Origin of the sequence: Paenibacillus sp. FSL K6-1558 (assembly GCF_038002565.1) — a bacterium.
GTDB classification, from domain to species: domain Bacteria; phylum Bacillota; class Bacilli; order Paenibacillales; family Paenibacillaceae; genus Paenibacillus; species Paenibacillus polysaccharolyticus.
The window spans coordinates 2866349-2885672 of record NZ_JBBOCV010000001.1 but is presented as its reverse complement, the minus strand read 5'-3'; the positions used below and the strand labels follow the sequence as shown (position 1 = coordinate 2885672).

Annotated in this window: 33 protein-coding genes; all 33 read left to right on the top strand. The window is 45.3% G+C overall.

What is annotated here, in order from left to right:
• Positions 1-72: 72 nt before the first annotated feature.
• The 33 genes from rpsG (at position 73) to MHI38_RS12395 (ending at position 19318) form a co-directional block, all read left to right on the top strand.
• Positions 73-543, top strand: coding sequence for a 30S ribosomal protein S7 (gene rpsG / locus MHI38_RS12555; protein ID WP_056697679.1), 471 nt, complete (start codon positions 73-75; stop codon positions 541-543).
• 48 nt (positions 544-591) lie between these two features.
• On the top strand, positions 592-2670 hold the full coding sequence (gene fusA / locus MHI38_RS12550) for an elongation factor G (protein WP_341181287.1): 2079 nt from the start codon (positions 592-594) through the stop codon (positions 2668-2670).
• Positions 2671-2763: 93 nt separating this feature from the next.
• Positions 2764-3954 (top strand): elongation factor Tu, encoded by a 1191-nt coding sequence (gene tuf / locus MHI38_RS12545; RefSeq protein WP_123067252.1) that lies wholly within the window; start codon positions 2764-2766, stop codon positions 3952-3954.
• Positions 3955-4387: 433 nt separating this feature from the next.
• Positions 4388-4696, top strand: coding sequence for a 30S ribosomal protein S10 (gene rpsJ / locus MHI38_RS12540; protein WP_017692074.1), 309 nt, complete (start codon positions 4388-4390; stop codon positions 4694-4696).
• A 47-nt stretch (positions 4697-4743) separates the two neighbouring features.
• Positions 4744-5367 carry a 50S ribosomal protein L3 gene (rplC, locus tag MHI38_RS12535; RefSeq protein WP_090924677.1) on the top strand — a complete coding sequence of 208 codons (624 nt, stop codon included), beginning with the start codon at positions 4744-4746 and terminating at the stop codon, positions 5365-5367.
• A 25-nt stretch (positions 5368-5392) separates the two neighbouring features.
• A complete protein-coding gene (gene rplD / locus MHI38_RS12530; protein ID WP_090924676.1) occupies positions 5393-6016 on the top strand; it encodes a 50S ribosomal protein L4 in 624 nt (207 codons plus the stop codon).
• A complete protein-coding gene (rplW, locus tag MHI38_RS12525; protein WP_090924675.1) occupies positions 6016-6306 on the top strand; it encodes a 50S ribosomal protein L23 in 291 nt (96 codons plus the stop codon). The genes rplD and rplW overlap by 1 nt, the downstream gene beginning before the upstream one ends.
• Positions 6307-6337: 31 nt before the next feature.
• Positions 6338-7168, top strand: a complete 831-nt coding sequence (gene rplB / locus MHI38_RS12520; protein ID WP_076292169.1) for a 50S ribosomal protein L2 — start codon at positions 6338-6340, stop codon at positions 7166-7168.
• A gap of 71 nt (positions 7169-7239) precedes the next feature.
• Positions 7240-7518, top strand: coding sequence for a 30S ribosomal protein S19 (rpsS, locus tag MHI38_RS12515; RefSeq protein WP_056697694.1), 279 nt, complete (start codon positions 7240-7242; stop codon positions 7516-7518).
• Positions 7519-7553: 35 nt separating this feature from the next.
• Positions 7554-7886 (top strand): 50S ribosomal protein L22, encoded by a 333-nt coding sequence (rplV, locus tag MHI38_RS12510; RefSeq protein ID WP_090924674.1) that lies wholly within the window; start codon positions 7554-7556, stop codon positions 7884-7886.
• A gap of 15 nt (positions 7887-7901) precedes the next feature.
• Positions 7902-8567, top strand: a complete 666-nt coding sequence (gene rpsC, locus MHI38_RS12505; RefSeq protein ID WP_090924673.1) for a 30S ribosomal protein S3 — start codon at positions 7902-7904, stop codon at positions 8565-8567.
• A gap of 2 nt (positions 8568-8569) precedes the next feature.
• Entirely contained in the window at positions 8570-9004 is a 435-nt protein-coding gene (rplP, locus tag MHI38_RS12500) for a 50S ribosomal protein L16 (RefSeq protein ID WP_076292170.1), read from the top strand.
• Positions 8994-9191, top strand: a complete 198-nt coding sequence (gene rpmC / locus MHI38_RS12495; protein ID WP_017692083.1) for a 50S ribosomal protein L29 — start codon at positions 8994-8996, stop codon at positions 9189-9191. Before rplP ends, rpmC begins: the two co-directional genes overlap by 11 nt.
• Positions 9192-9239: 48 nt before the next feature.
• A complete protein-coding gene (gene rpsQ / locus MHI38_RS12490; RefSeq protein WP_056697701.1) occupies positions 9240-9506 on the top strand; it encodes a 30S ribosomal protein S17 in 267 nt (88 codons plus the stop codon).
• Between the two features lie 36 nt (positions 9507-9542).
• Positions 9543-9911 carry a 50S ribosomal protein L14 gene (gene rplN, locus MHI38_RS12485; RefSeq protein ID WP_024633579.1) on the top strand — a complete coding sequence of 123 codons (369 nt, stop codon included), beginning with the start codon at positions 9543-9545 and terminating at the stop codon, positions 9909-9911.
• Between the two features lie 41 nt (positions 9912-9952).
• The gene (rplX, locus tag MHI38_RS12480) at positions 9953-10306 is read left to right on the top strand and encodes a 50S ribosomal protein L24 (protein WP_090924672.1); all 354 of its coding nucleotides are present in this window, start codon (positions 9953-9955) and stop codon (positions 10304-10306) included.
• Positions 10307-10338: 32 nt separating this feature from the next.
• Positions 10339-10881 (top strand): 50S ribosomal protein L5, encoded by a 543-nt coding sequence (gene rplE, locus MHI38_RS12475; protein WP_090924671.1) that lies wholly within the window; start codon positions 10339-10341, stop codon positions 10879-10881.
• 74 nt (positions 10882-10955) lie between these two features.
• Complete coding sequence (locus MHI38_RS12470) at positions 10956-11141, top strand: type Z 30S ribosomal protein S14 (RefSeq protein ID WP_013312154.1); 186 nt, start codon at positions 10956-10958, stop codon at positions 11139-11141.
• A 32-nt stretch (positions 11142-11173) separates the two neighbouring features.
• Positions 11174-11572, top strand: a complete 399-nt coding sequence (gene rpsH / locus MHI38_RS12465; RefSeq protein ID WP_090924670.1) for a 30S ribosomal protein S8 — start codon at positions 11174-11176, stop codon at positions 11570-11572.
• 30 nt (positions 11573-11602) lie between these two features.
• On the top strand, positions 11603-12145 hold the full coding sequence (gene rplF, locus MHI38_RS12460; protein WP_090924669.1) for a 50S ribosomal protein L6: 543 nt from the start codon (positions 11603-11605) through the stop codon (positions 12143-12145).
• 117 nt (positions 12146-12262) lie between these two features.
• Complete coding sequence (gene rplR, locus MHI38_RS12455) at positions 12263-12631, top strand: 50S ribosomal protein L18 (RefSeq protein ID WP_017692090.1); 369 nt, start codon at positions 12263-12265, stop codon at positions 12629-12631.
• A 27-nt stretch (positions 12632-12658) separates the two neighbouring features.
• Entirely contained in the window at positions 12659-13156 is a 498-nt protein-coding gene (gene rpsE, locus MHI38_RS12450; RefSeq protein ID WP_024633574.1) for a 30S ribosomal protein S5, read from the top strand.
• Positions 13157-13168: 12 nt separating this feature from the next.
• The gene (gene rpmD / locus MHI38_RS12445; RefSeq protein WP_090924668.1) at positions 13169-13354 is read left to right on the top strand and encodes a 50S ribosomal protein L30; all 186 of its coding nucleotides are present in this window, start codon (positions 13169-13171) and stop codon (positions 13352-13354) included.
• A gap of 45 nt (positions 13355-13399) precedes the next feature.
• Positions 13400-13840, top strand: coding sequence for a 50S ribosomal protein L15 (rplO, locus tag MHI38_RS12440; protein ID WP_090924667.1), 441 nt, complete (start codon positions 13400-13402; stop codon positions 13838-13840).
• On the top strand, positions 13840-15138 hold the full coding sequence (secY, locus tag MHI38_RS12435) for a preprotein translocase subunit SecY (RefSeq protein ID WP_090924666.1): 1299 nt from the start codon (positions 13840-13842) through the stop codon (positions 15136-15138). The genes rplO and secY overlap by 1 nt, the downstream gene beginning before the upstream one ends.
• Before the next feature lie 90 nt (positions 15139-15228).
• Positions 15229-15873 (top strand): adenylate kinase, encoded by a 645-nt coding sequence (locus MHI38_RS12430; protein WP_090924665.1) that lies wholly within the window; start codon positions 15229-15231, stop codon positions 15871-15873.
• A gap of 3 nt (positions 15874-15876) precedes the next feature.
• Positions 15877-16629 carry a type I methionyl aminopeptidase gene (gene map, locus MHI38_RS12425; RefSeq protein ID WP_090924664.1) on the top strand — a complete coding sequence of 251 codons (753 nt, stop codon included), beginning with the start codon at positions 15877-15879 and terminating at the stop codon, positions 16627-16629.
• Positions 16630-16639: 10 nt separating this feature from the next.
• Positions 16640-16948, top strand: coding sequence for a KOW domain-containing RNA-binding protein (locus MHI38_RS12420; RefSeq protein WP_090924663.1), 309 nt, complete (start codon positions 16640-16642; stop codon positions 16946-16948).
• Positions 16949-16951: 3 nt separating this feature from the next.
• A complete protein-coding gene (gene infA / locus MHI38_RS12415) occupies positions 16952-17167 on the top strand; it encodes a translation initiation factor IF-1 (RefSeq protein WP_017692098.1) in 216 nt (71 codons plus the stop codon).
• A 152-nt stretch (positions 17168-17319) separates the two neighbouring features.
• The gene (gene rpmJ / locus MHI38_RS12410; RefSeq protein ID WP_003333770.1) at positions 17320-17433 is read left to right on the top strand and encodes a 50S ribosomal protein L36; all 114 of its coding nucleotides are present in this window, start codon (positions 17320-17322) and stop codon (positions 17431-17433) included.
• Positions 17434-17453: 20 nt separating this feature from the next.
• Complete coding sequence (rpsM, locus tag MHI38_RS12405) at positions 17454-17822, top strand: 30S ribosomal protein S13 (RefSeq protein WP_056697730.1); 369 nt, start codon at positions 17454-17456, stop codon at positions 17820-17822.
• A gap of 19 nt (positions 17823-17841) precedes the next feature.
• Positions 17842-18237, top strand: coding sequence for a 30S ribosomal protein S11 (gene rpsK / locus MHI38_RS12400; protein WP_068537278.1), 396 nt, complete (start codon positions 17842-17844; stop codon positions 18235-18237).
• A 136-nt stretch (positions 18238-18373) separates the two neighbouring features.
• Positions 18374-19318 (top strand): DNA-directed RNA polymerase subunit alpha, encoded by a 945-nt coding sequence (locus MHI38_RS12395; RefSeq protein WP_024633566.1) that lies wholly within the window; start codon positions 18374-18376, stop codon positions 19316-19318.
• Positions 19319-19324 lie beyond the last annotated feature (6 nt).

Below are 19324 nucleotides of genomic sequence, written 5' to 3'. Positions count from 1 at the left end.
TTGCCTGAAAGCCTTCTGGCTTAGGTCTGGAAGGTACAGGAACTGCTGAACAAGAAAGAAAGGGGGATATCCATGCCACGCAAAGGTCCAGTTACGAAAAGAGACGTGTTGCCAGATCCGGTATACAACTCCAAGTTGGTTACTCGTTTGATCAACCGCATCATGCTCGACGGAAAACGCGGTGTTGCTCAAAGCATTCTGTATAATGCGTTCAAGTTGATCCAAGAACGCACGGGTAATGACCCGATGGAAGTATTTGAGACAGCAATCAAAAATATCATGCCAGTCCTGGAAGTTAAAGCTCGCCGTGTCGGCGGTGCCAACTACCAAGTACCAATCGAGGTAAAACCAGAGAGACGTACTGCTTTGGGTTTACGTTGGCTCGTGAACTACTCCCGCAACCGCGGTGAGAAAACAATGGAAGAGCGTTTGGCGGCTGAGATCATCGACGCTTCCAACAACACAGGCGCTTCCGTTAAGAAACGTGAAGATACGCACAAAATGGCTGAAGCGAACAAAGCGTTTGCTCACTACCGTTGGTAGGATTCAGTTCACAAAAATAAACTTCAATTTTGAAGGGAGACCCATTTCATGGCTAGAGAGTTCTCCTTGAAAAATACACGTAATATCGGGATCATGGCTCATATTGATGCGGGTAAAACCACGACAACTGAGCGGATCTTGTTTTACACAGGACGTACGCACAAAATCGGTGAAGTTCACGAAGGCGCTGCGACAATGGACTGGATGGAACAGGAACAGGAGCGCGGAATTACGATTACTTCCGCTGCGACTACCGCTGCTTGGAAAGGTCACCGCGTAAATATCATTGATACCCCGGGACACGTTGACTTCACTGTTGAAGTTGAACGTTCCCTTCGTGTATTGGACGGAGCAGTAGGTGTATTCAGTGCGAAAGAAGGCGTTGAGCCTCAGTCTGAAACTGTATGGAGACAGGCTGACAAGTACGGCGTACCTCGTATCGCATATGTAAACAAAATGGATATCATCGGTGCTGACTTCTTGAACGTTGTATCTGACATGCGTGATCGCCTTCAAGCGAACGCTGTTGCGATTCAACTTCCAATCGGTGCTGAGAATGATTTCAAAGGTATCATTGATATCGTTGCTCAACGGGCTCATATGTATAAAGATGACCTGGGACAAGATATTGAAGAAACCGATATTCCTGCGGAATTCGTTGAGCAAGTTGAAGAACTTCGCAACGAATTGATTGAGCGTGTTGCAGAGCTTGATGAAGAACTGACAATGAAATACCTGGAAGGCGAAGGAATCACTATTGATGAGATTAAATCCGCTCTCCGTAAAGGTGTTGTAGATGTTAAGATCTTCCCAGTTATCTGTGGATCCTCATACCGTAACAAAGGTGTTCAACTGATGTTGGATGCTGTTATCGACTACTTGCCAGCTCCAGTTGACGTTCCAGCAATCAAGGGTCTTCTTGAGGATGGAACTGAAGCGGTTCGTAAGTCTTCCGATGAAGAGCCATTCTCTGCATTGGCTTTCAAAATCATGACTGACCCTTACGTTGGTAAATTGACATTCTTCCGCGTATACTCCGGCGTACTTCAATCCGGTTCTTATGTATTGAATGCAACTAAAAACAAACGTGAGCGTATCGGTCGTATCCTTCAAATGCACGCAAACAGTCGTCAAGAAATCACTGAAGTTTACTCCGGTGATATCGCAGCAGCTGTTGGTTTGAAAGATACAGGTACAGGTGATACACTATGTGATGAGAAACATCCGGTTATCCTGGAATCCATGAACTTCCCTGATCCGGTAATCGAAATCGCTGTTGAACCTAAAACCAAAGCTGACCAAGATAAAATGGGTGTAGCTCTCGGTAAGTTGACGGAAGAGGATCCAACTCTTCGCGCTCACACTGACGAAGAAACAGGCCAAACAATCTTGGCGGGTATGGGTGAGCTTCACCTTGATATCATCATTGACCGTATGCGTCGTGAGTTCAAGGTGGACACTACTGTGGGTAAACCACAAGTAGCTTACCGCGAAACATTCCGTGCTCCAGCGCGTGTTGAAGGTAAATTCGTACGTCAATCCGGTGGTCGTGGTCAATACGGTCACGTATGGGTTGAATTCGAACCTCTCGAGCCGGGTACAGGTAGCCAGTTCGAAAGTAAGGTTGTCGGTGGTTCCGTACCAAGAGAATACATTCAACCTGCATTGTCAGGGATTGAAGAGCAAATGAAAAACGGCGTTATCGCAGGCTTCCCGCTTGTTGACGTTAAGGCTACTATCGTAGACGGATCTTACCATGATGTCGATTCCAACGAGATGGCATTTAAAATTGCCGGATCTATGGCGCTGAAAGCAGCGAAAGACAAATGTAGTCCAGTTCTGCTTGAGCCTATCATGAAAGTAGAAGTAACTGTTCCAGAAGAGTACATGGGTGACGTAATGGGTATGTTGAATTCCCGTCGTGGCCGCATTGAAGGTATGGATTCCCGTAGTGGAGCTCAAATCATTCGTGCTAAGGTACCTCTCTCTGAGATGTTTGGTTACTCTACAACTCTTCGTTCCGGTACTCAAGGACGCGGCGTGTTCTCCATGGAGCTTTCTCACTATGAAGAAGTTCCTAAGAGCATTGCTGAAGAGATCGTTGCCAAAACAAAAGGCACCGAGTAGTTTTCTCACACTGAATGTTTGTGCTTGAACCTGGTTTGAAGCACTGCATTCAGTGAAACATAAAATCATAAATTTTAAGGAGGCCACGTTCAAATGGCAAAGGCTAAATACGAACGTAATAAACCGCACGTTAACATTGGTACTATTGGTCACGTCGATCATGGTAAAACAACTCTGACTGCTGCAATCACAACTGTATTGTCCAAAACTTACGGTGGTGCAGCAATTGCTTTCGATCAAATTGATAAAGCTCCAGAAGAGCGCGAGCGCGGTATCACAATCTCGACATCACACGTTGAGTACGAAACTGACACTCGTCACTACGCACACGTAGACTGCCCGGGTCACGCCGACTATGTTAAAAACATGATCACTGGCGCGGCACAAATGGACGGAGCTATCTTGGTAGTATCCGCAGCTGACGGCCCAATGCCACAAACTCGTGAGCACATCTTGCTCTCCCGTCAAGTAGGCGTACCTTACATTGTTGTTTTCTTGAACAAATGTGACATGGTTGAAGACGAAGAGTTGTTGGAATTGGTTGAGATGGAAGTTCGCGACCTTCTTAACGAATATGAGTTCCCAGGTGATGACACTCCAATCACTCGTGGTTCAGCTCGTGAAGCTCTGCAAAACCCTGATGGTGAGTGGGCTCAAAAAATCGTTGAGATGTTCAAAGAAATCGACACTTACATCCCACTGCCTGAGCGTCAAACTGACAAGCCTTTCTTGATGCCTGTCGAGGACGTATTCTCCATCACTGGTCGTGGTACCGTTGCTACAGGTCGTGTAGAGCGTGGTACTGTTAAAGTCGGCGAAGAGATCGAGATCGTTGGTATTACTGAAGAAACTAAAAAATCCGTAGTTACGGGCGTTGAGATGTTCCGTAAATTGTTGGATTCCGCACAAGCGGGCGACAACATCGGTGCATTGCTGCGTGGTGTTGACCGTACTCAAATCGAGCGTGGTCAAGTACTTGCTAAACCAGCATCTGTTAAACCACACACAGAATTCACTGCACAAATCTACGTTTTGACTAAAGAAGAGGGTGGCCGTCACAAGCCTTTCTTCACTGGATACCGTCCACAGTTCTACTTCCGTACAACTGACGTAACTGGTATCATCAACTTGCCAGAAGGTACTGAAATGGTAATGCCTGGTGACAACATCACGGTTACTGTTCAACTGATCTCTCCAATCGCGATCGAAGAAGGAACTAAGTTCTCTATTCGTGAAGGTGGACGTACAGTTGGTGCAGGTTCCGTAGCATCAATTCAAAAATAATTTGGCATTCGCCAAATGAGCATAAGCAACAGTGTACTGGAACGAGTAACATTGTATTGTAACGAAGCTTCGGAAGAGTTCTTTATCCGACATCGGATAAAGAACTCTTTTATTATGTCAACGTTTCGGAACCTGCGTCATCTAAAATGAACAAGATTTATCTTATAGATTGATAGGTTAGGCAGCCTGGATATGAAGAAAAACATTGAGCTAAATTGAGTCGATTCTTATGAAAAGATCAATTTAAATGTTTTTTTTAAATATGCTTGCAATACGCCCATCTTTTCTATATAATAATGAATGTTGTTCTTGTGACGTTGCGATGATGTGAGAGGTTACTGGCACACCCGGCCCCTTTGCCATGGGAGAGTGGCTAGAAAATTTTCACGGAGTATGTCCGATAAAAAATTGGGCGATAGAAGGAGGGACTAAAATGGCAAAGCAAAAAATTCGTATTCGTTTGAAAGCTTACGACCACAGAATTCTTGATCAATCCGCGGAGAAAATCGTTGAAACAGCAAAACGTTCGGGTGCAGGTGTATCCGGTCCGATTCCGCTTCCTACTGAAAAACAAATCATTACTATTCTTCGTGCGGTGCACAAGTACAAGGATTCTCGGGAGCAATTCGAGCAACGCACTCATAAGCGTTTGATCGATATCGTTAACCCGACTCCACAAACTGTGGATGCCTTGATGCGCTTGGATCTGCCGTCCGGTGTAGATATCGAAATTAAATTGTAATATATAGCAACAAACAAGACCACGTATAAAAGAAAAGAGGTGTCAACATGAAAGGTATCTTAGGAAAAAAACTTGGAATGACTCAAGTGTTTACCGCTGAAGGTAACGTAGTTCCAGTAACGGTTATCGAAGCAGGTCCTTGTGTTGTTTTGCAAAAGAAAGATATTGAAAACGATGGCTACGAAGCAGTTCAAATCGGTTTTGCCGATAAGAAAGAGAAAAATGCTAACAAGCCAGAAGCAGGACACGCTAAAAAAGCGAATACTGCACCTAAGCGCTACGTTCGTGAGCTTCGCGGCATTAACATTGCGGAATATGAAGTTGGCCAAGAATTGAAAGCTGACATTTTCGCTGAAGGCGAGTTCGTTGACGTAACAGGTATTTCTAAAGGTAAAGGTTTTGCCGGCGTTATCAAACGTTGGGGACAAAGCACTGGACCTATGTCACACGGTTCGCGTTATCACCGTGGCCCAGGTTCGATGGGTTCGATCCAAGCTAACCGCGTTCCTAAAGGCAAACGCCTGCCAGGACATATGGGACATGATACTGTTACAATTCAACGTCTTGAAGTTGTTAAAGTAGACGCTGAGCGTAATGTAATCCTCGTAAAAGGTTCTATTCCTGGACCGAAGAACAGCCTTGTAAGAGTCAAAGAAACGGTGAAAAAATAACCACTGAAGAAAGGAGGAACACAAAATGCCAAAAGTATCAGTTTACAATGTAGATGGTAGCCAAGTAGGTGAAGTTGAACTGAATGATGCGGTATTCGGTATTGAGCCGAATCAACACGTTCTGTACGATGCAGTTCTTATGCAACGCGCTTCTCTTCGTCAAGGTACCCACAAAGTAAAAGGACGTTCTGAAGTACGTGGCGGTGGACGTAAACCTTGGAAACAAAAAGGTACAGGTCGCGCTCGTCAAGGTTCGATTCGTTCTCCACAATGGAAAGGCGGCGGTATCGTATTTGGTCCGACACCACGGAGCTATGCGTACAAACTGCCTAAGAAAGTTCGCCGTCTGGCGATCAAGTCTGCTCTTTCATCCAAAGTGCAAGACAATGACATTATCGTTTTGGATGCTCTTGCGTTGAGCTCACCAAAAACAAAAGAGTTTGCAGCTATTTTGAACAATCTCAAAGTAGGTCGCAAAGCTTTGATTGTAGCTCCTAGCTATGATGATAATGTAGCTCTTTCTGCACGGAATATTCCGGGCGTGAAATTCGTAGCTGCTGATGGTATTAATGTTCTTGACGTGCTTTCGCACGACAAACTGATCATTACGAAAGAAGCAGTTCAGAAGGTAGAGGAGGTGCTCGCGTAATGAAAGATCCTCGTGATATTGTAAAACGTCCGATTATTACGGAACGTACTGCCGACATGATGAACGACTTGAAATATGTATTTGAAGTCGATATCCGTGCAAACAAAACCGAGATCAAAAAAGCGGTAGAAGCTATTTTCGGCGTAAAAGTGAAAAACGTGAACACACTTCGTGTTCCAGCTAAACCGAAACGGTACGGACGTTATTCCGGATATACAAGCGAATGGAAAAAAGCGTTTGTAACACTGACGCAAGACAGCAAATCGCTTGAGTTCTTTGAAACTGTATAATTGAAATCTTTGAAGTAAGGAGGGAAAACTAGTGCCAATCAAAAAGTATAAACCAACATCCCCGGCAAGACGGAACATGTCCGTTTCTACATTTGAGGAAATTACCACAGATAAGCCGGAGAAATCGTTGTTGGCCCCATTGAGCAAACAAGCAGGCCGCAACAACCAAGGTAAAATTACAGTTCGTCACCACGGTGGTGGACACAAACGTAAATACCGTATCATCGACTTCAAACGTACTAAAGATGGAATACCGGGCCGCGTTGCTACAATCGAGTACGACCCGAACCGTACTTCCAACATTGCATTGATTCACTATGCTGATGGTGAGAAACGTTACATCATCGCTCCTAAAGGTCTGAAAGTTGGAGATCAAGTATTCTCTGGTCCTGACGCAGATATCAAAATTGGTAACGCACTGCCGCTTGAAAACATTCCAGTAGGTACCGTTATCCACAACATCGAGTTGAAACCAGGTAAAGGCGGACAATTGGTTCGTGCTGCTGGTACAGAAGCTCAATTGCTTGGTAAAGAAGAAAAATACGTTTCCGTTCGTCTCTCTTCCGGAGAAGTTCGTCGTATTTTGAAAGTTTGCCGCGCAACAATCGGATCCGTTGGTAACCAAGACCACGAGCTTATCAAAATCGGTAAAGCCGGTCGTAGCCGTTGGTTGGGTCAACGTCCTGAGGTTCGTGGTGTGGTAATGAACCCTAACGATCACCCTCACGGTGGTGGTGAAGGTCGTGCTCCAATCGGACGTAAATCGCCAATGTCACCATGGGGTAAACCTACTCTTGGTTACAAAACGCGTAAGAAAAATAAAGCTTCTGATAAATACATCATCCGTCGCCGCACGAAGTAATACACACTGTGCATAACTTCGTGAGGCATCTACGGATGCATAAAAGCTATGTTTGAAGGGAGGATCTCCACATGAGTCGCAGTTTGAAAAAAGGGCCATTCATTGATGGCTACATGCTCAAGAAGGTAGAAGAGATGGAAGCATCAGGCAAGAAGAACGTTATCAAAACCTGGTCCCGTCGCTCTACAATTTTCCCACAATTCATCGGACACACATTTGGCGTTTACGACGGTCGTAAACACGTGCCAGTGTATGTAACTGAGGACATGGTTGGACACAAACTGGGTGAGTTCGCTCCAACCCGTACGTACAAAGGCCATACTGATGATGACAAGAAAACAAGAAGATAAATGAACATCTCTAATGTTTGAGAGGAGGTTACACAATGGAAGCAAAAGCACATGCTAAGTTTATCCGGATTGCTCCTCGTAAAGTTCAACTCGTTGTTGACTTGATTCGCGGCAAGCAAGTAGGTGAGGCGGTTGCCATTCTCCGTCACACTCCGAAATCCGCTTCTCCAGTTGTTGAGAAGTTGCTTAACTCCGCTATTGCGAATGCGGAACATAATTATTCTTTGGATGTTAATAACTTGGTGATCTCGCAAGCTTACGTAAACCAAGGACCAACGATGAAACGTTTCCGCCCTCGTGCAATGGGACGTGCAAGTCGTATTAACAAACGTACTAGCCACATTACTTTGGTGGTATCTGAAAAGTAGAAGGAGGGAAAACGTGTGGGCCAAAAGGTAAATCCAGTCGGACTTCGTGTCGGAGTTATCCGTGACTGGGAATCTAAGTGGTATGCAGGCAAAGACTTCGGCGATCTTTTGATGGAAGACGTGAAAATTCGTGAATTCCTGAAAAATAAATTGAAAGACTCCGCTATGTCTCGTGTTGAGATTGAGAGAGCGGCTAACCGTGTAAACGTAACGATTCACACAGCGAAACCAGGTATGGTAATCGGTAAAGGTGGATCTGAAGTTGAGAATCTTCGTAATCAAATTACGAAAATTGCTGGCGGTAAAAAAGTACACATCAACATCTCTGAAATTAAGAACCAAGACCTGGACGCGATCCTGGTAGCAGAAAGCATTGCACAACAATTGGAACGTCGTGTTTCTTTCCGTCGTGCTCTGAAACAAGCTATTCAAAGAACTATGCGCTCTGGTGCTAAAGGTATTAAAACTCAAGTAGGCGGACGTCTTGGCGGTGCTGAGATTGCACGTTCTGAAGGCTACAGCGAAGGAACTGTTCCACTGCACACACTGCGTGCTGACATTGACTATGGTACTGCAGAGGCTCATACTACTTACGGACGTATCGGCGTAAAAGTATGGATCTATCGTGGAGAGGTTCTTCCTACGGCTAAGAAACAAGCTGCTAAGGAAGGAGGCAACTAATCATGTTGGTACCAAAACGTGTAAAACACCGTAAGCAACAACGTGGACATATGAAAGGCCAAGCAAAAGGCGGAACTACGCTGAACTTTGGCGAATATGGTCTGCAAGCTACGGAACCGGCTTGGATTACGAACCGTCAAATCGAAGCGGCTCGTATTGCGATGACTCGTTACATCAAACGTGGTGGTAAAGTCTGGATTAAAATTTTCCCTGACAAACCAATCACTCAAAAGCCTCTCGAGGTTCGGATGGGTAGCGGTAAAGGTAACGTAGAAAAATGGGTTGCAGTAGTGAAACCAGGTAAGATCATGTTTGAACTTGCTGGTGTACCGGAGGATATTGCACGCGAAGCGATGCGTCTTGCCGCTCACAAACTGCCAATCAAGACGAAGTTCGTGAAACGTGAAGAATTGGGTGGTGAAGCAAATGAAAGCTAGTGAATTTCGCAACCTAACCTCTGCTGAAATCGAGCAAAAGATTGCCGGATTTAAAGAAGAACTCTTTAACCTCCGCTTTCAACTTGCTACCGGTCAGCTGGATAACCCGACTCGTATCCGTGATGTGCGTAAAGAAATAGCTCGTGCTAAAACGATCATCCGTGAAAGAGAATTGGGAATCGGTTAATTAGAGGTCGGATATACATTCCGTCCGTAATCAGGAAGGAGGCCAACAATGAGCGAAGAACGTAATGCACGTAAAGTTCAAACTGGTAAAGTTGTCAGTGATAAAATGGACAAAACGATTGTTGTTGCTGTAGAAACCTACAAAAACCACAAATTGTATCATAAACGCATTAAAGTTACTAAAAAGTTCAAAGCGCATGACGAAGAAAACACTGCGAAAATCGGTGACACGGTGAAAATCATGGAGACTCGTCCGCTTTCGAAAGATAAACGCTGGAGACTTACTGAAGTCGTTGAAAAAGCGGTTATCATCTAATTGCATGATCAGCATAGCTGGAAGGAGGAATACTAAATGATTCAACCATTTACACGTTTGACTGTAGCCGACAACTCCGGTGCGAAGGAACTGATGTGTATCCGCGTACTCGGCGGTACGGGACGTCGTACAGCTCAAATCGGTGATCTGATCGTTTGTTCTGTAAAACAAGCAACACCAGGCGGCGTTGTCAAAAAAGGTGATGTAGTTAGAGCGGTTGTCGTTCGTACGAAGCGTTCTGTACGTCGTAAAGACGGTTCCTACATCGGTTTTGATGAAAATGCAGCTGTTGTTGTAAAAGACGACAGAAGCCCACGTGGAACACGTATTTTCGGACCTGTTGCTCGTGAACTTCGCGAGAAAGATTTCATGAAAATCGTTTCCTTGGCCCCAGAGGTTATCTAATAGATTAAGCTCGTGATGTTTAGAAACAGGAGGTGTACGAAATGCCAAGAGTGAAAAAAGTTCTGGAATCCCATAACAACAAACTTCACGTTAAAAAGGAAGATACGGTTATGGTGATCAGCGGTAAAGACAAAGGTAAAAAAGGCCGTGTCATCGCTGCTTATCCTCGTGAAAACCGCGTCCTTGTGGAAGGTGTTAACATGGTGAAAAAACACCAGAAGCCTAACCAGCAAAACCCGCAAGGCGGCATTATCGAGAAGGAAGCTCCGATTCACGTTTCCAACGTGATGCACATCGATCCAAAGAGCGGAAAAGTAACCCGTATCGGTTACAAAGTTTTGGATAACGGTAAAAAAGTGCGCGTTGCAAAACGTTCCGGAGAAATTATCGACTAATTGAACCGAATGAGAAAGGAGGGCTATGATTCATGGCATCAAGAATGAAAGAACGTTACCTGCAAGAAATTGCTCCTGCTTTGATGCAGAAGTTTAACTATACAACGGTAATGCAAGTGCCGAAAATCGAGAAAATCGTTATCAACATGGGTGTGGGCGACGCTGTCCAAAACTCCAAAGTGTTGGATTCCGCAGTAAACGATTTGCAACTGATCGCAGGTCAAAAACCTGTAATCACTCGTGCGAAAAAATCAATCGCAGGATTCAAACTGCGTGAGAACATGCCTATCGGTGTGAAAGTAACATTGCGCGGCGAGCGTATGTACTACTTCCTCGATAAATTGTTCAACGTAACACTTCCACGTGTACGTGACTTCCGCGGTGTATCGAGCAAAGCGTTCGATGGTCGTGGTAACTACACTCTGGGTCTGAAAGAGCAATTGATCTTCCCAGAGATCGAGTATGATAAAGTAGACAAAGTCCGCGGTATGGATATTGTCATCGTAACAACGGCGAAAACAGACGAAGAGTCCCGTGAATTGCTTACGCAAATGGGAATGCCTTTCGTTAAATAATGTTGGCATAAACGTTCCGGGTGTCTGGAAGGACTCCCTTTTCTCCGAAATTATTTAGGAGGTGTCAGGCTAAAGTGGCAAAAACTTCGATGAAAGTTAAACAACAACGTACACCAAAGTTTAAAGTACGTGCTTATACACGCTGCGAGCGTTGTGGTCGTCCACATTCGGTACTGCAAAAGTTCAAAATTTGCAGAATTTGCTTCCGTGAATTAGCTTATAAAGGCCAGATCCCTGGCGTGAAAAAAGCAAGCTGGTAAAAAGTCCTGAACGGGAAGGAGGTTAACTCACAATGACTATGTCTGATCCAATTGCAGATATGCTTACTCGTATTCGTAACGCGAACACAGTTCGTCACGAAACGGTAGAAATGCCTGCTTCGACAATGAAAAAACAAATCGCCGATATCCTGAAGCGTGAAGGTTTCATCCGTGACGCTGAATATATCGAAGATAACAAACAAGGGATTATCCGTGTTTTCTTGAAATACGGTCAAAATAACGAGCGCGTTATCACTGGTCTGAAAAGAATCAGTAAACCAGGTCTTCGTGTTTACACGAAAAGCAATGAAGTACCTCGCGTACTTGGCGGCCTTGGAATCGCGATTATCTCGACATCCAAAGGTGTTATGACGGACAAAGAAGCTCGTCAATCGAAATCCGGCGGAGAAGTCGTCTGCTACGTTTGGTAATATAACGTCACAAGATAGGAGGTGCAACATATGTCTCGTATTGGTCGCAAACCAATTACAGTACCAAGTGGTGTAGACATCACTTTGGACAATACCGTTATCACGGTAAAAGGACCTAAAGGAACTTTGACTCGTGAACTTCACAAAGACATGAAGGTTACAGTTGAAAACAACGAAATTACAGTTGTGCGTCCTTCCGATAACAAAACTCACCGTTCTTTACACGGCACAACACGTAGCGTTGTCAGCAACATGGTGAGTGGCGTAACTGAAGGATTCGCTAAATCTCTGGAGTTGGTTGGGGTCGGATATCGTGCAAGCAAATCCGGAGATAAAATCGTTCTGAACGTTGGTTACTCTCACCCGGTTGAAATTACACCGGAAGCGGGAATCGAATTCGAAGTACCTTCGAATACGAAAATCATTGTTCGCGGTATCGATAAAGAGCGCGTAGGTGCTTACGCTGCTAAAATTCGTTCCGTTCGTGAACCTGAGCCGTACAAAGGTAAAGGTATTAAATATGAAGGCGAGCGTATCATCCGTAAGGAAGGTAAAGCCGGTAAGAAGAAATAAGATTTCTCTTACCGCCTTTTCGCGGCTTTCGGCTTGCTTGCTTCGTGTGTTTCTAATATACCCCGTGGCTTCTGCTTTGAAGCCAGCGAGGTAACCTGAAAGGAGTGAATCCCTGAGATGATTACGAAACCAGATAAAAACAAGGCTCGTCTGAAAAGACACCTTCGTGTTCGTAAGAAAATCCAAGGAACGGCTGCACGTCCTCGTTTGAACGTTTTCCGTTCTGGTAAACATATGTACGCTCAAATCATCGATGATGTAGCTGGTGTAACAATCGCTTCCGCGTCTACTGTAGACAAAGAATTGAGCACTGACATCAAAAATGGTGCATCTGTTGAATCTGCTCGTAAAGTTGGCGAACTCGTTGCTAAACGTGCAAAAGATAAAGGTGTTTCCAATATCGTATTTGACCGTAGCGGATATCTGTATCATGGTCGTATCGCAGCATTGGCTGAAGCGGCTCGTGAAGCAGGACTTGAGTTTTAAGATATTTTTCAAAAGGAGGTTAACGACTTGCGTGTAGATCCGAATACTTTGGAACTGTCTGAAAGAGTAGTAAACATTAATCGCGTAGCTAAAGTAGTAAAAGGCGGACGCCGTTTCAGCTTTAGCGCACTGGTTGTAGTCGGCGACGGCAACGGCTGGGTTGGAGCGGGTATCGGTAAAGCGGGCGAAGTACCTGATGCAATTCGCAAAGGTATTGAAGATGCTAAGAAAAACCTTGTACACGTTCCACTCGTAGGAACTTCGATTCCTCACTTGGTAACAGGTAAGTTCGGCGCAGGACGCGTTCTGTTGAAACCAGCATCTGAAGGTACTGGTGTTATCGCTGGTGGTCCTGTACGTGCGGTTCTCGAACTTGCTGGTGTAGGTGACATTTTGACAAAATCTCTGGGTTCTTCGAATTCCATGAACATGGTCAATGCGACTTTGGAAGGTTTGTCCCGTTTGAAGCGTGCTGAAGACGTGGCTAAACTGCGCGGAAAATCCGTCGAAGAGCTTCTGGGTTAGGAGGGAATTCTCATGGCTAAATTAGAAATTACCCTCGTCCGTAGCTTGATCGGACGTCCGGAGACGCAAAGAACAACTGTGAAAACATTGGGATTGCGCAAAATCAACAGCAAAGTGATCCAAAACGATAATCCTGCCATCCGTGGTATGATTAACAAAGTAAGTCACTTGGTAGCTGTAAAAGAAGTAGAAGCTTAATATACGGGTATACACCCACAAATCTTTAAGGAGGTGCAACGAACGATGAAGTTACATGAGCTTTCACCATCTCCTGGATCGCGTAAAGAACGCAAACGTGTTGGTCGCGGTCCAAGTAGTGGTACAGGTAAAACATCAGGTCGCGGTCATAAAGGACAAAACGCTCGTTCGGGCGGTGGTGTTCGTCCAGGCTTCGAAGGTGGACAAAATCCATTGTATCGTCGCTTGCCAAAACGCGGTTTCGTAAACCCAACTCGCAAAGAATATGCAGTTGTTAATATCGAAGACCTGAATAGTTTGCCTGCGGGTACTGAAGTAACTCCAGAATTCTTGATGACGAACGGCGTTGTTAAAAACGCTAAATCCGGAATCAAAGTCCTGGGTAACGGTGAAGTCACTGTGAAGCTGACTGTTAAAGCTAACAAGTTTTCTCAATCTGCGGTGGAGAAAATTGAAGCTGCCGGCGGTACAACCGAGGTGATTTAATGTTCAAGACCCTAAAGAATATCTGGCGGGTTGAGGATCTGCGCAAAAGGGTATTATTTACCCTTTTTGTACTGATCATTTACCGCATCGGCTCCTTTGTCCCCGTTCCGGGCGTTAACAAAGATGTGTTCGAAGCGACAAATTCTGCGGGTAAAGAAGTTTTTGGACTTCTCAATACGTTCTCGGGTGGAGCACTGTTCCAGTTCTCTATATTTGCTCTCGGGATCGTTCCTTACATCACTGCGTCTATCATAGTACAGTTGCTTTCCATGGACGTTATTCCTAAATTAGCGGAGTGGGCAAAGCAAGGTGAACAAGGTAAGAAGAAATCTGCACAACTGACTCGTTATTTAACGATCGGGCTGGCATTGATTCAAGCGTTCGGTACGTCGATCGGATTCAACCGCTTGTACAATACAGACATGATTCCTAACGCTACGTTTGCAGATTATATCTTGATCGCAATTGTACTTACGGCCGGTACTTCATTCCTGATGTGGCTTGGTGAGCAGATCACCGAGAAAGGCATCGGAAACGGAATCTCGATTTTGATCTTTGCGGGTATCCTGTCAACAGTGCCTAACATTATCAAACAAACAATCGAGTCCGACTTCATCCAACCTGATCAATTGTTCATGAACATTCTTAAAGGTGTGATCATCGCGATTGTCATCGTGCTGATTATCATCGGGGTCATTTACATTCAACAGGCGATTCGGAAAATTCCTGTACAGTACGCAAAACGTGTCGTAGGAAACAAAATGTACGGTGGACAGAATACACATATCCCGCTGAAGATTAATGCAGCTGGTGTTATCCCTGTCATCTTCGCATCATCGCTGTTGATGTTCCCAACGATTATCGCCAACTTCTGGGCTAATCATGGTTGGGCACAGTGGATCGGTCAGAACTTGACTACACACAAACCACTTGGTATGGTGCTGTATGTCGTGATGATCTTCGGATTCACATTCTTCTATACGTTCGTACAGATGAATCCACAGCAGATGGCTGATAATATGAAAAAGAACGGCGGTTACATTCCGGGTATTCGCCCAGGTAAAGCAACCGAGAAATATCTGACCCGTGTCATGACTCGTTTGACAATGGCCGGAGCCATCTTCTTGGCAGTCATTTCCGTTCTGCCTGTATTCTTAGGGGCACTTTCTGGTTTGCCTCAATCAGCGCAAATTGGAGGAACTTCCCTCCTGATCGTTATCGGTGTTGCGCTGGATACGATGAAGCAAATCGAAAGCCAATTGATCAAACGCCACTACAAAGGTTTTATCAATAAATAGGCAATAGGTTCCGGTTGAGTAAAGATTTACTTGCCGGCACCTATTGTGCTGTTTGTTGATGTAGGGTAGTCTTGGAGGGAGTGACATAACGTGAACATCCTATTCATGGGCCCTCCGGGGGCAGGAAAAGGTACGCAAGCAGACGTCATTGTGAAAGAGTTCGGTATTCCCCATATTTCAACAGGCGATGCATTTCGTCTTGCGATTAAACAGGGAACTCCCATTGGCCTGAAAGCCAAGGAATATATGGATCAAGGATTACTTGTACCAGATGATGTTACCATTGGCATCGTTGAAGAACGATTGCAACAGTCGGACTGCAGAGAAGGTTTCCTCTTGGATGGTTTTCCAAGAACCCTGTCTCAGGCAGAAGCGCTGGATGGCATCCTGGAACGACTGAACTCAGGTCTTGATCATGTGATCAACCTGAAAGTGGATCGCAACAAATTGCTGGCTCGTTTGACGGGTCGTCGTATTTGTAAAAACTGTGGTTCGACTTATCATGTCGTATTTAATCCACCAAAGCAGGATGGTATCTGTGATAAATGCGGCGGCGAGTTGTACCAACGCTCTGATGATAACGAAGAGAGCGTAGGCACTCGTTTGGACGAATATATCAACAAAACAGCACCACTCCTCACGTTCTACGAAACTAAAGGCCTTCTTCGTCAAATCGACGGAGAACAGGATATCGATCAAGTTTCTCAAGAAATCGTGTCCTTGTTGAGAGGTTAATTGATGATCATTGGTAAGTCCGAAACGGAACTGGGTTTGATGAGGGAAGCTGGGAGAATTGTTGCGGAAACGCATCGTCTCTTGGAAGAACACATTGTTCCCGGTATTACGACTGGTGAACTTGACCATATGGCTGATCAATTTATTCGCAGTCAAGGAGCTGTGCCGTCTTTCAAAGGTTATAACGGTTTCCCTGCCAGTGTGTGCGCTTCAGTGAATGAAGAGTTGGTACATGGATTTCCCGGCAAACGCAAGTTGAACGAGGGCGATATCGTTACGTTTGACATTGGCGCGCAGTACCAGGGGTATCATGGAGATTCTGCCTGGACCTATCCAGTTGGCCGTATTTCCGAAGAAGCTCGTCGTCTTCTGGACGTTACCGAGGCTTCATTATACGCAGGACTAGCGCTGGTAAAACCAGACGTTCGCTTGTTTACAATATCTCATGCAATTCAGAAATATATCGAAGATGAAGGGTTTTCCGTCGTTCGTGAATATGTCGGTCACGGCATTGGAGCGAATCTGCACGAGGAACCATCGATTCCGAACTATGGTCTTCCTGATCGTGGACCAAGGTTAAAGGCTGGTATGGTGCTAGCTATTGAGCCAATGGTTAACGCAGGCAGACGGTATGTGAAAACGTTGGAAGATAACTGGACTGTCGTTACAGCTGATGGATCGTTATGTGCCCACTTTGAACACACCGTAGCAGTTACACCTGAGGGTATGGAAATTTTCACAAAACTGAATGCGTAGGTGATTAGGCATGAACAATCCGTCGAATCCGCAGCTCGGTCAAATTGTGAAGATCCGTAAAGGCCGCAATGCGGACCAAGCCGCAGTAATTGTTGCTATAGAGGACAATAGGTTCGTATATATCGCGGATGGAGACAAACGAAAGTTTGATCAACCCAAGAAGAAGAATGTTCTTCATCTTGAACTTCAACCGATGATTAGCAGTGAGGTTGTAAACAGTTTAAACGAGAGTGGTCGGGTGACAAACGGAAAGCTCCGCTATGCGGTTCATTCGTTTCTGGAATCCACCAACATTCAAGCTGAAGAGAAAGGAGACTGACTAATGGCCAAGGAAGATGTCATTGAAGTGGAAGGCACGGTTCTTGAACCGCTGCCGAATGCAACGTTCAAGGTTGAGCTTGAGAATGGTCATCAAATTCTCGCTCACGTTTCCGGGAAATTACGGATGCACTTCATCCGTATCCTGACTGGAGACAAAGTAGTTGTTCAGTTATCGCCTTATGATCTAACAAAAGGTCGTATAACTTACCGTAAATAGTAGTAGACAGTTGCAATGAACTGTGAAGCTTATGAAGCGGGTTTTGCCCGGCAAAACTTGCGAAAGCTTCGAAGCCGGTTTTACAATAGTAGAACAAGGTCAATGCTTACGAAGAGGGTTTTGCTAAGCAGAACTTTGAGGAGGTAATTCACATGAAGGTAAGACCTTCGGTCAAGCCGATTTGCGAAAAATGCAAAGTCATTCGCCGCAAAGGGAATGTAATGGTTATCTGTGAAAATCCAAAACACAAACAAAAACAAGGTTAATGAAGGGGGTGTAGCGTAAAATGGCACGTATAGCTGGTGTGGATTTGCCACGTGATAAGCGCGTTGAGATCGCCTTGACTTATATTTTCGGAATCGGTAAAACGACTTCCCAGAAAATTCTGAGCTCTACAGGCATCAATCAGAACACTCGTGTTCGTGATTTGACGGAAGATGAAGTCAGCAAATTGCGTGAAAGTATCGACAAAGAGGTCAAAGTTGAAGGTGACCTGCGTCGTGAAATCTCTTTGAATATTAAACGTTTGACGGAGATCGGTTGTTACCGTGGAGTTCGTCATCGTCGTGGTCTGCCTGTTCGTGGACAACGTACGAAAACGAATGCTCGTACTCGTAAAGGTCCTCGTCGTACTGTAGCGAACAAGAAGAAATAATAAGGGGGGATAAGAGAAAATGGCTAAACCGAAAAAAGTCGTACGTACTAAACGTCGTGACCGTAAAAATATTGAATCTGGCGTGGCACATATCCGTTCCACTTTCAATAACACTATCGTTACTATTACGGATCCTCACGGAAACGCGATTTCGTGGGCAAGCTCCGGCGGCCTCGGATTCAGAGGTTCCCGTAAATCGACTCCGTTTGCTGCACAAATGGCTGCTGAGACTGCTGCCAAAGCTGCAATGGAGCATGGGATGAAATCCGTTGAGGTTATGGTTAAAGGACCAGGCGCAGGCCGTGAAGCAGCGATCCGCTCTTTGCAAGCTGCTGGTCTTGAAGTTAACCTGATCAAAGACGTAACTCCAGTCCCGCATAACGGATGCCGTCCTCCAAAACGTCGTCGTGTCTAATGAGATTTGCCCCTGCGTGTGGTATACTTCCGGCACAATCTGCTAATAATGGTTGTTTAGGCATACTACTACATGTTTTCGCAAGAGAAGGTAAATGTTTCATAGAGGACCGACGTTTTGAAGGAGGGGTATTGCAGTGATAGAAATCGAAAAGCCGAAAATTGAGACGGTAGACGTCAACGATGATGGCACCTATGGGAAATTCGTAGTAGAACCGCTGGAGCGCGGATACGGTACGACGCTTGGAAACTCGCTTCGCCGAATCCTGCTCTCATCACTGCCGGGTGCGGCAGTGTCTTCGGTTCAAATCGATGGCGTTCTGCATGAATTTGCTACAGTTCCTGGCGTAATGGAAGATGTTACAGAGATTATCCTTAACCTGAAAGCTTTGTCGCTCAAAATTCATTCTGACGAGGAGAAAGTGCTCGAGATTGATGCTGAAGGCGAAGGAGCAATCACGGCTGGAGACATTCGTGCTGATTCCGATGTAGAAATCCTTAACCCGGATCTTCACATTGCTACGCTTGGACCAGGTTCGAGACTTCACATGCGTATTTTTGCCAATCGCGGTCGCGGCTACGTCCAGGCAGATCGGAATAAACGCGATGACCAGCCGATCGGCGTCATCCCTGTCGATTCCATCTTCACCCCGATCAGCCGCGTAAACTACGCTGTGGAAAATACGCGTGTAGGCCAAGTAACCAACTATGACAAGCTCACGTTGGAAGTTTGGACTGACGGAAGTATTCGTCCTGAAGAGGCTGTAAGCCTTGGCGCTAAAATTTTGACCGAGCATCTCATGCTCTTCGTGGGTCTTACAGACGAAGCGAAGGATGCAGAGATCATGGTTGAAAAAGAAGAAGACAAAAAAGAAAAAGTACTCGAAATGACGATCGAAGAGCTGGATCTCTCTGTTCGTTCCTACAACTGCCTCAAACGTGCTGGTATTAATACCGTACAAGAGCTGACTACGAAAACGGAAGAAGACATGATGAAAGTCCGTAACCTCGGACGCAAGTCTTTGGAAGAAGTTCAAGAGAAGCTTGAGGAACTGGGTTTGGGACTACGTACAGAAGAATAGACAGCT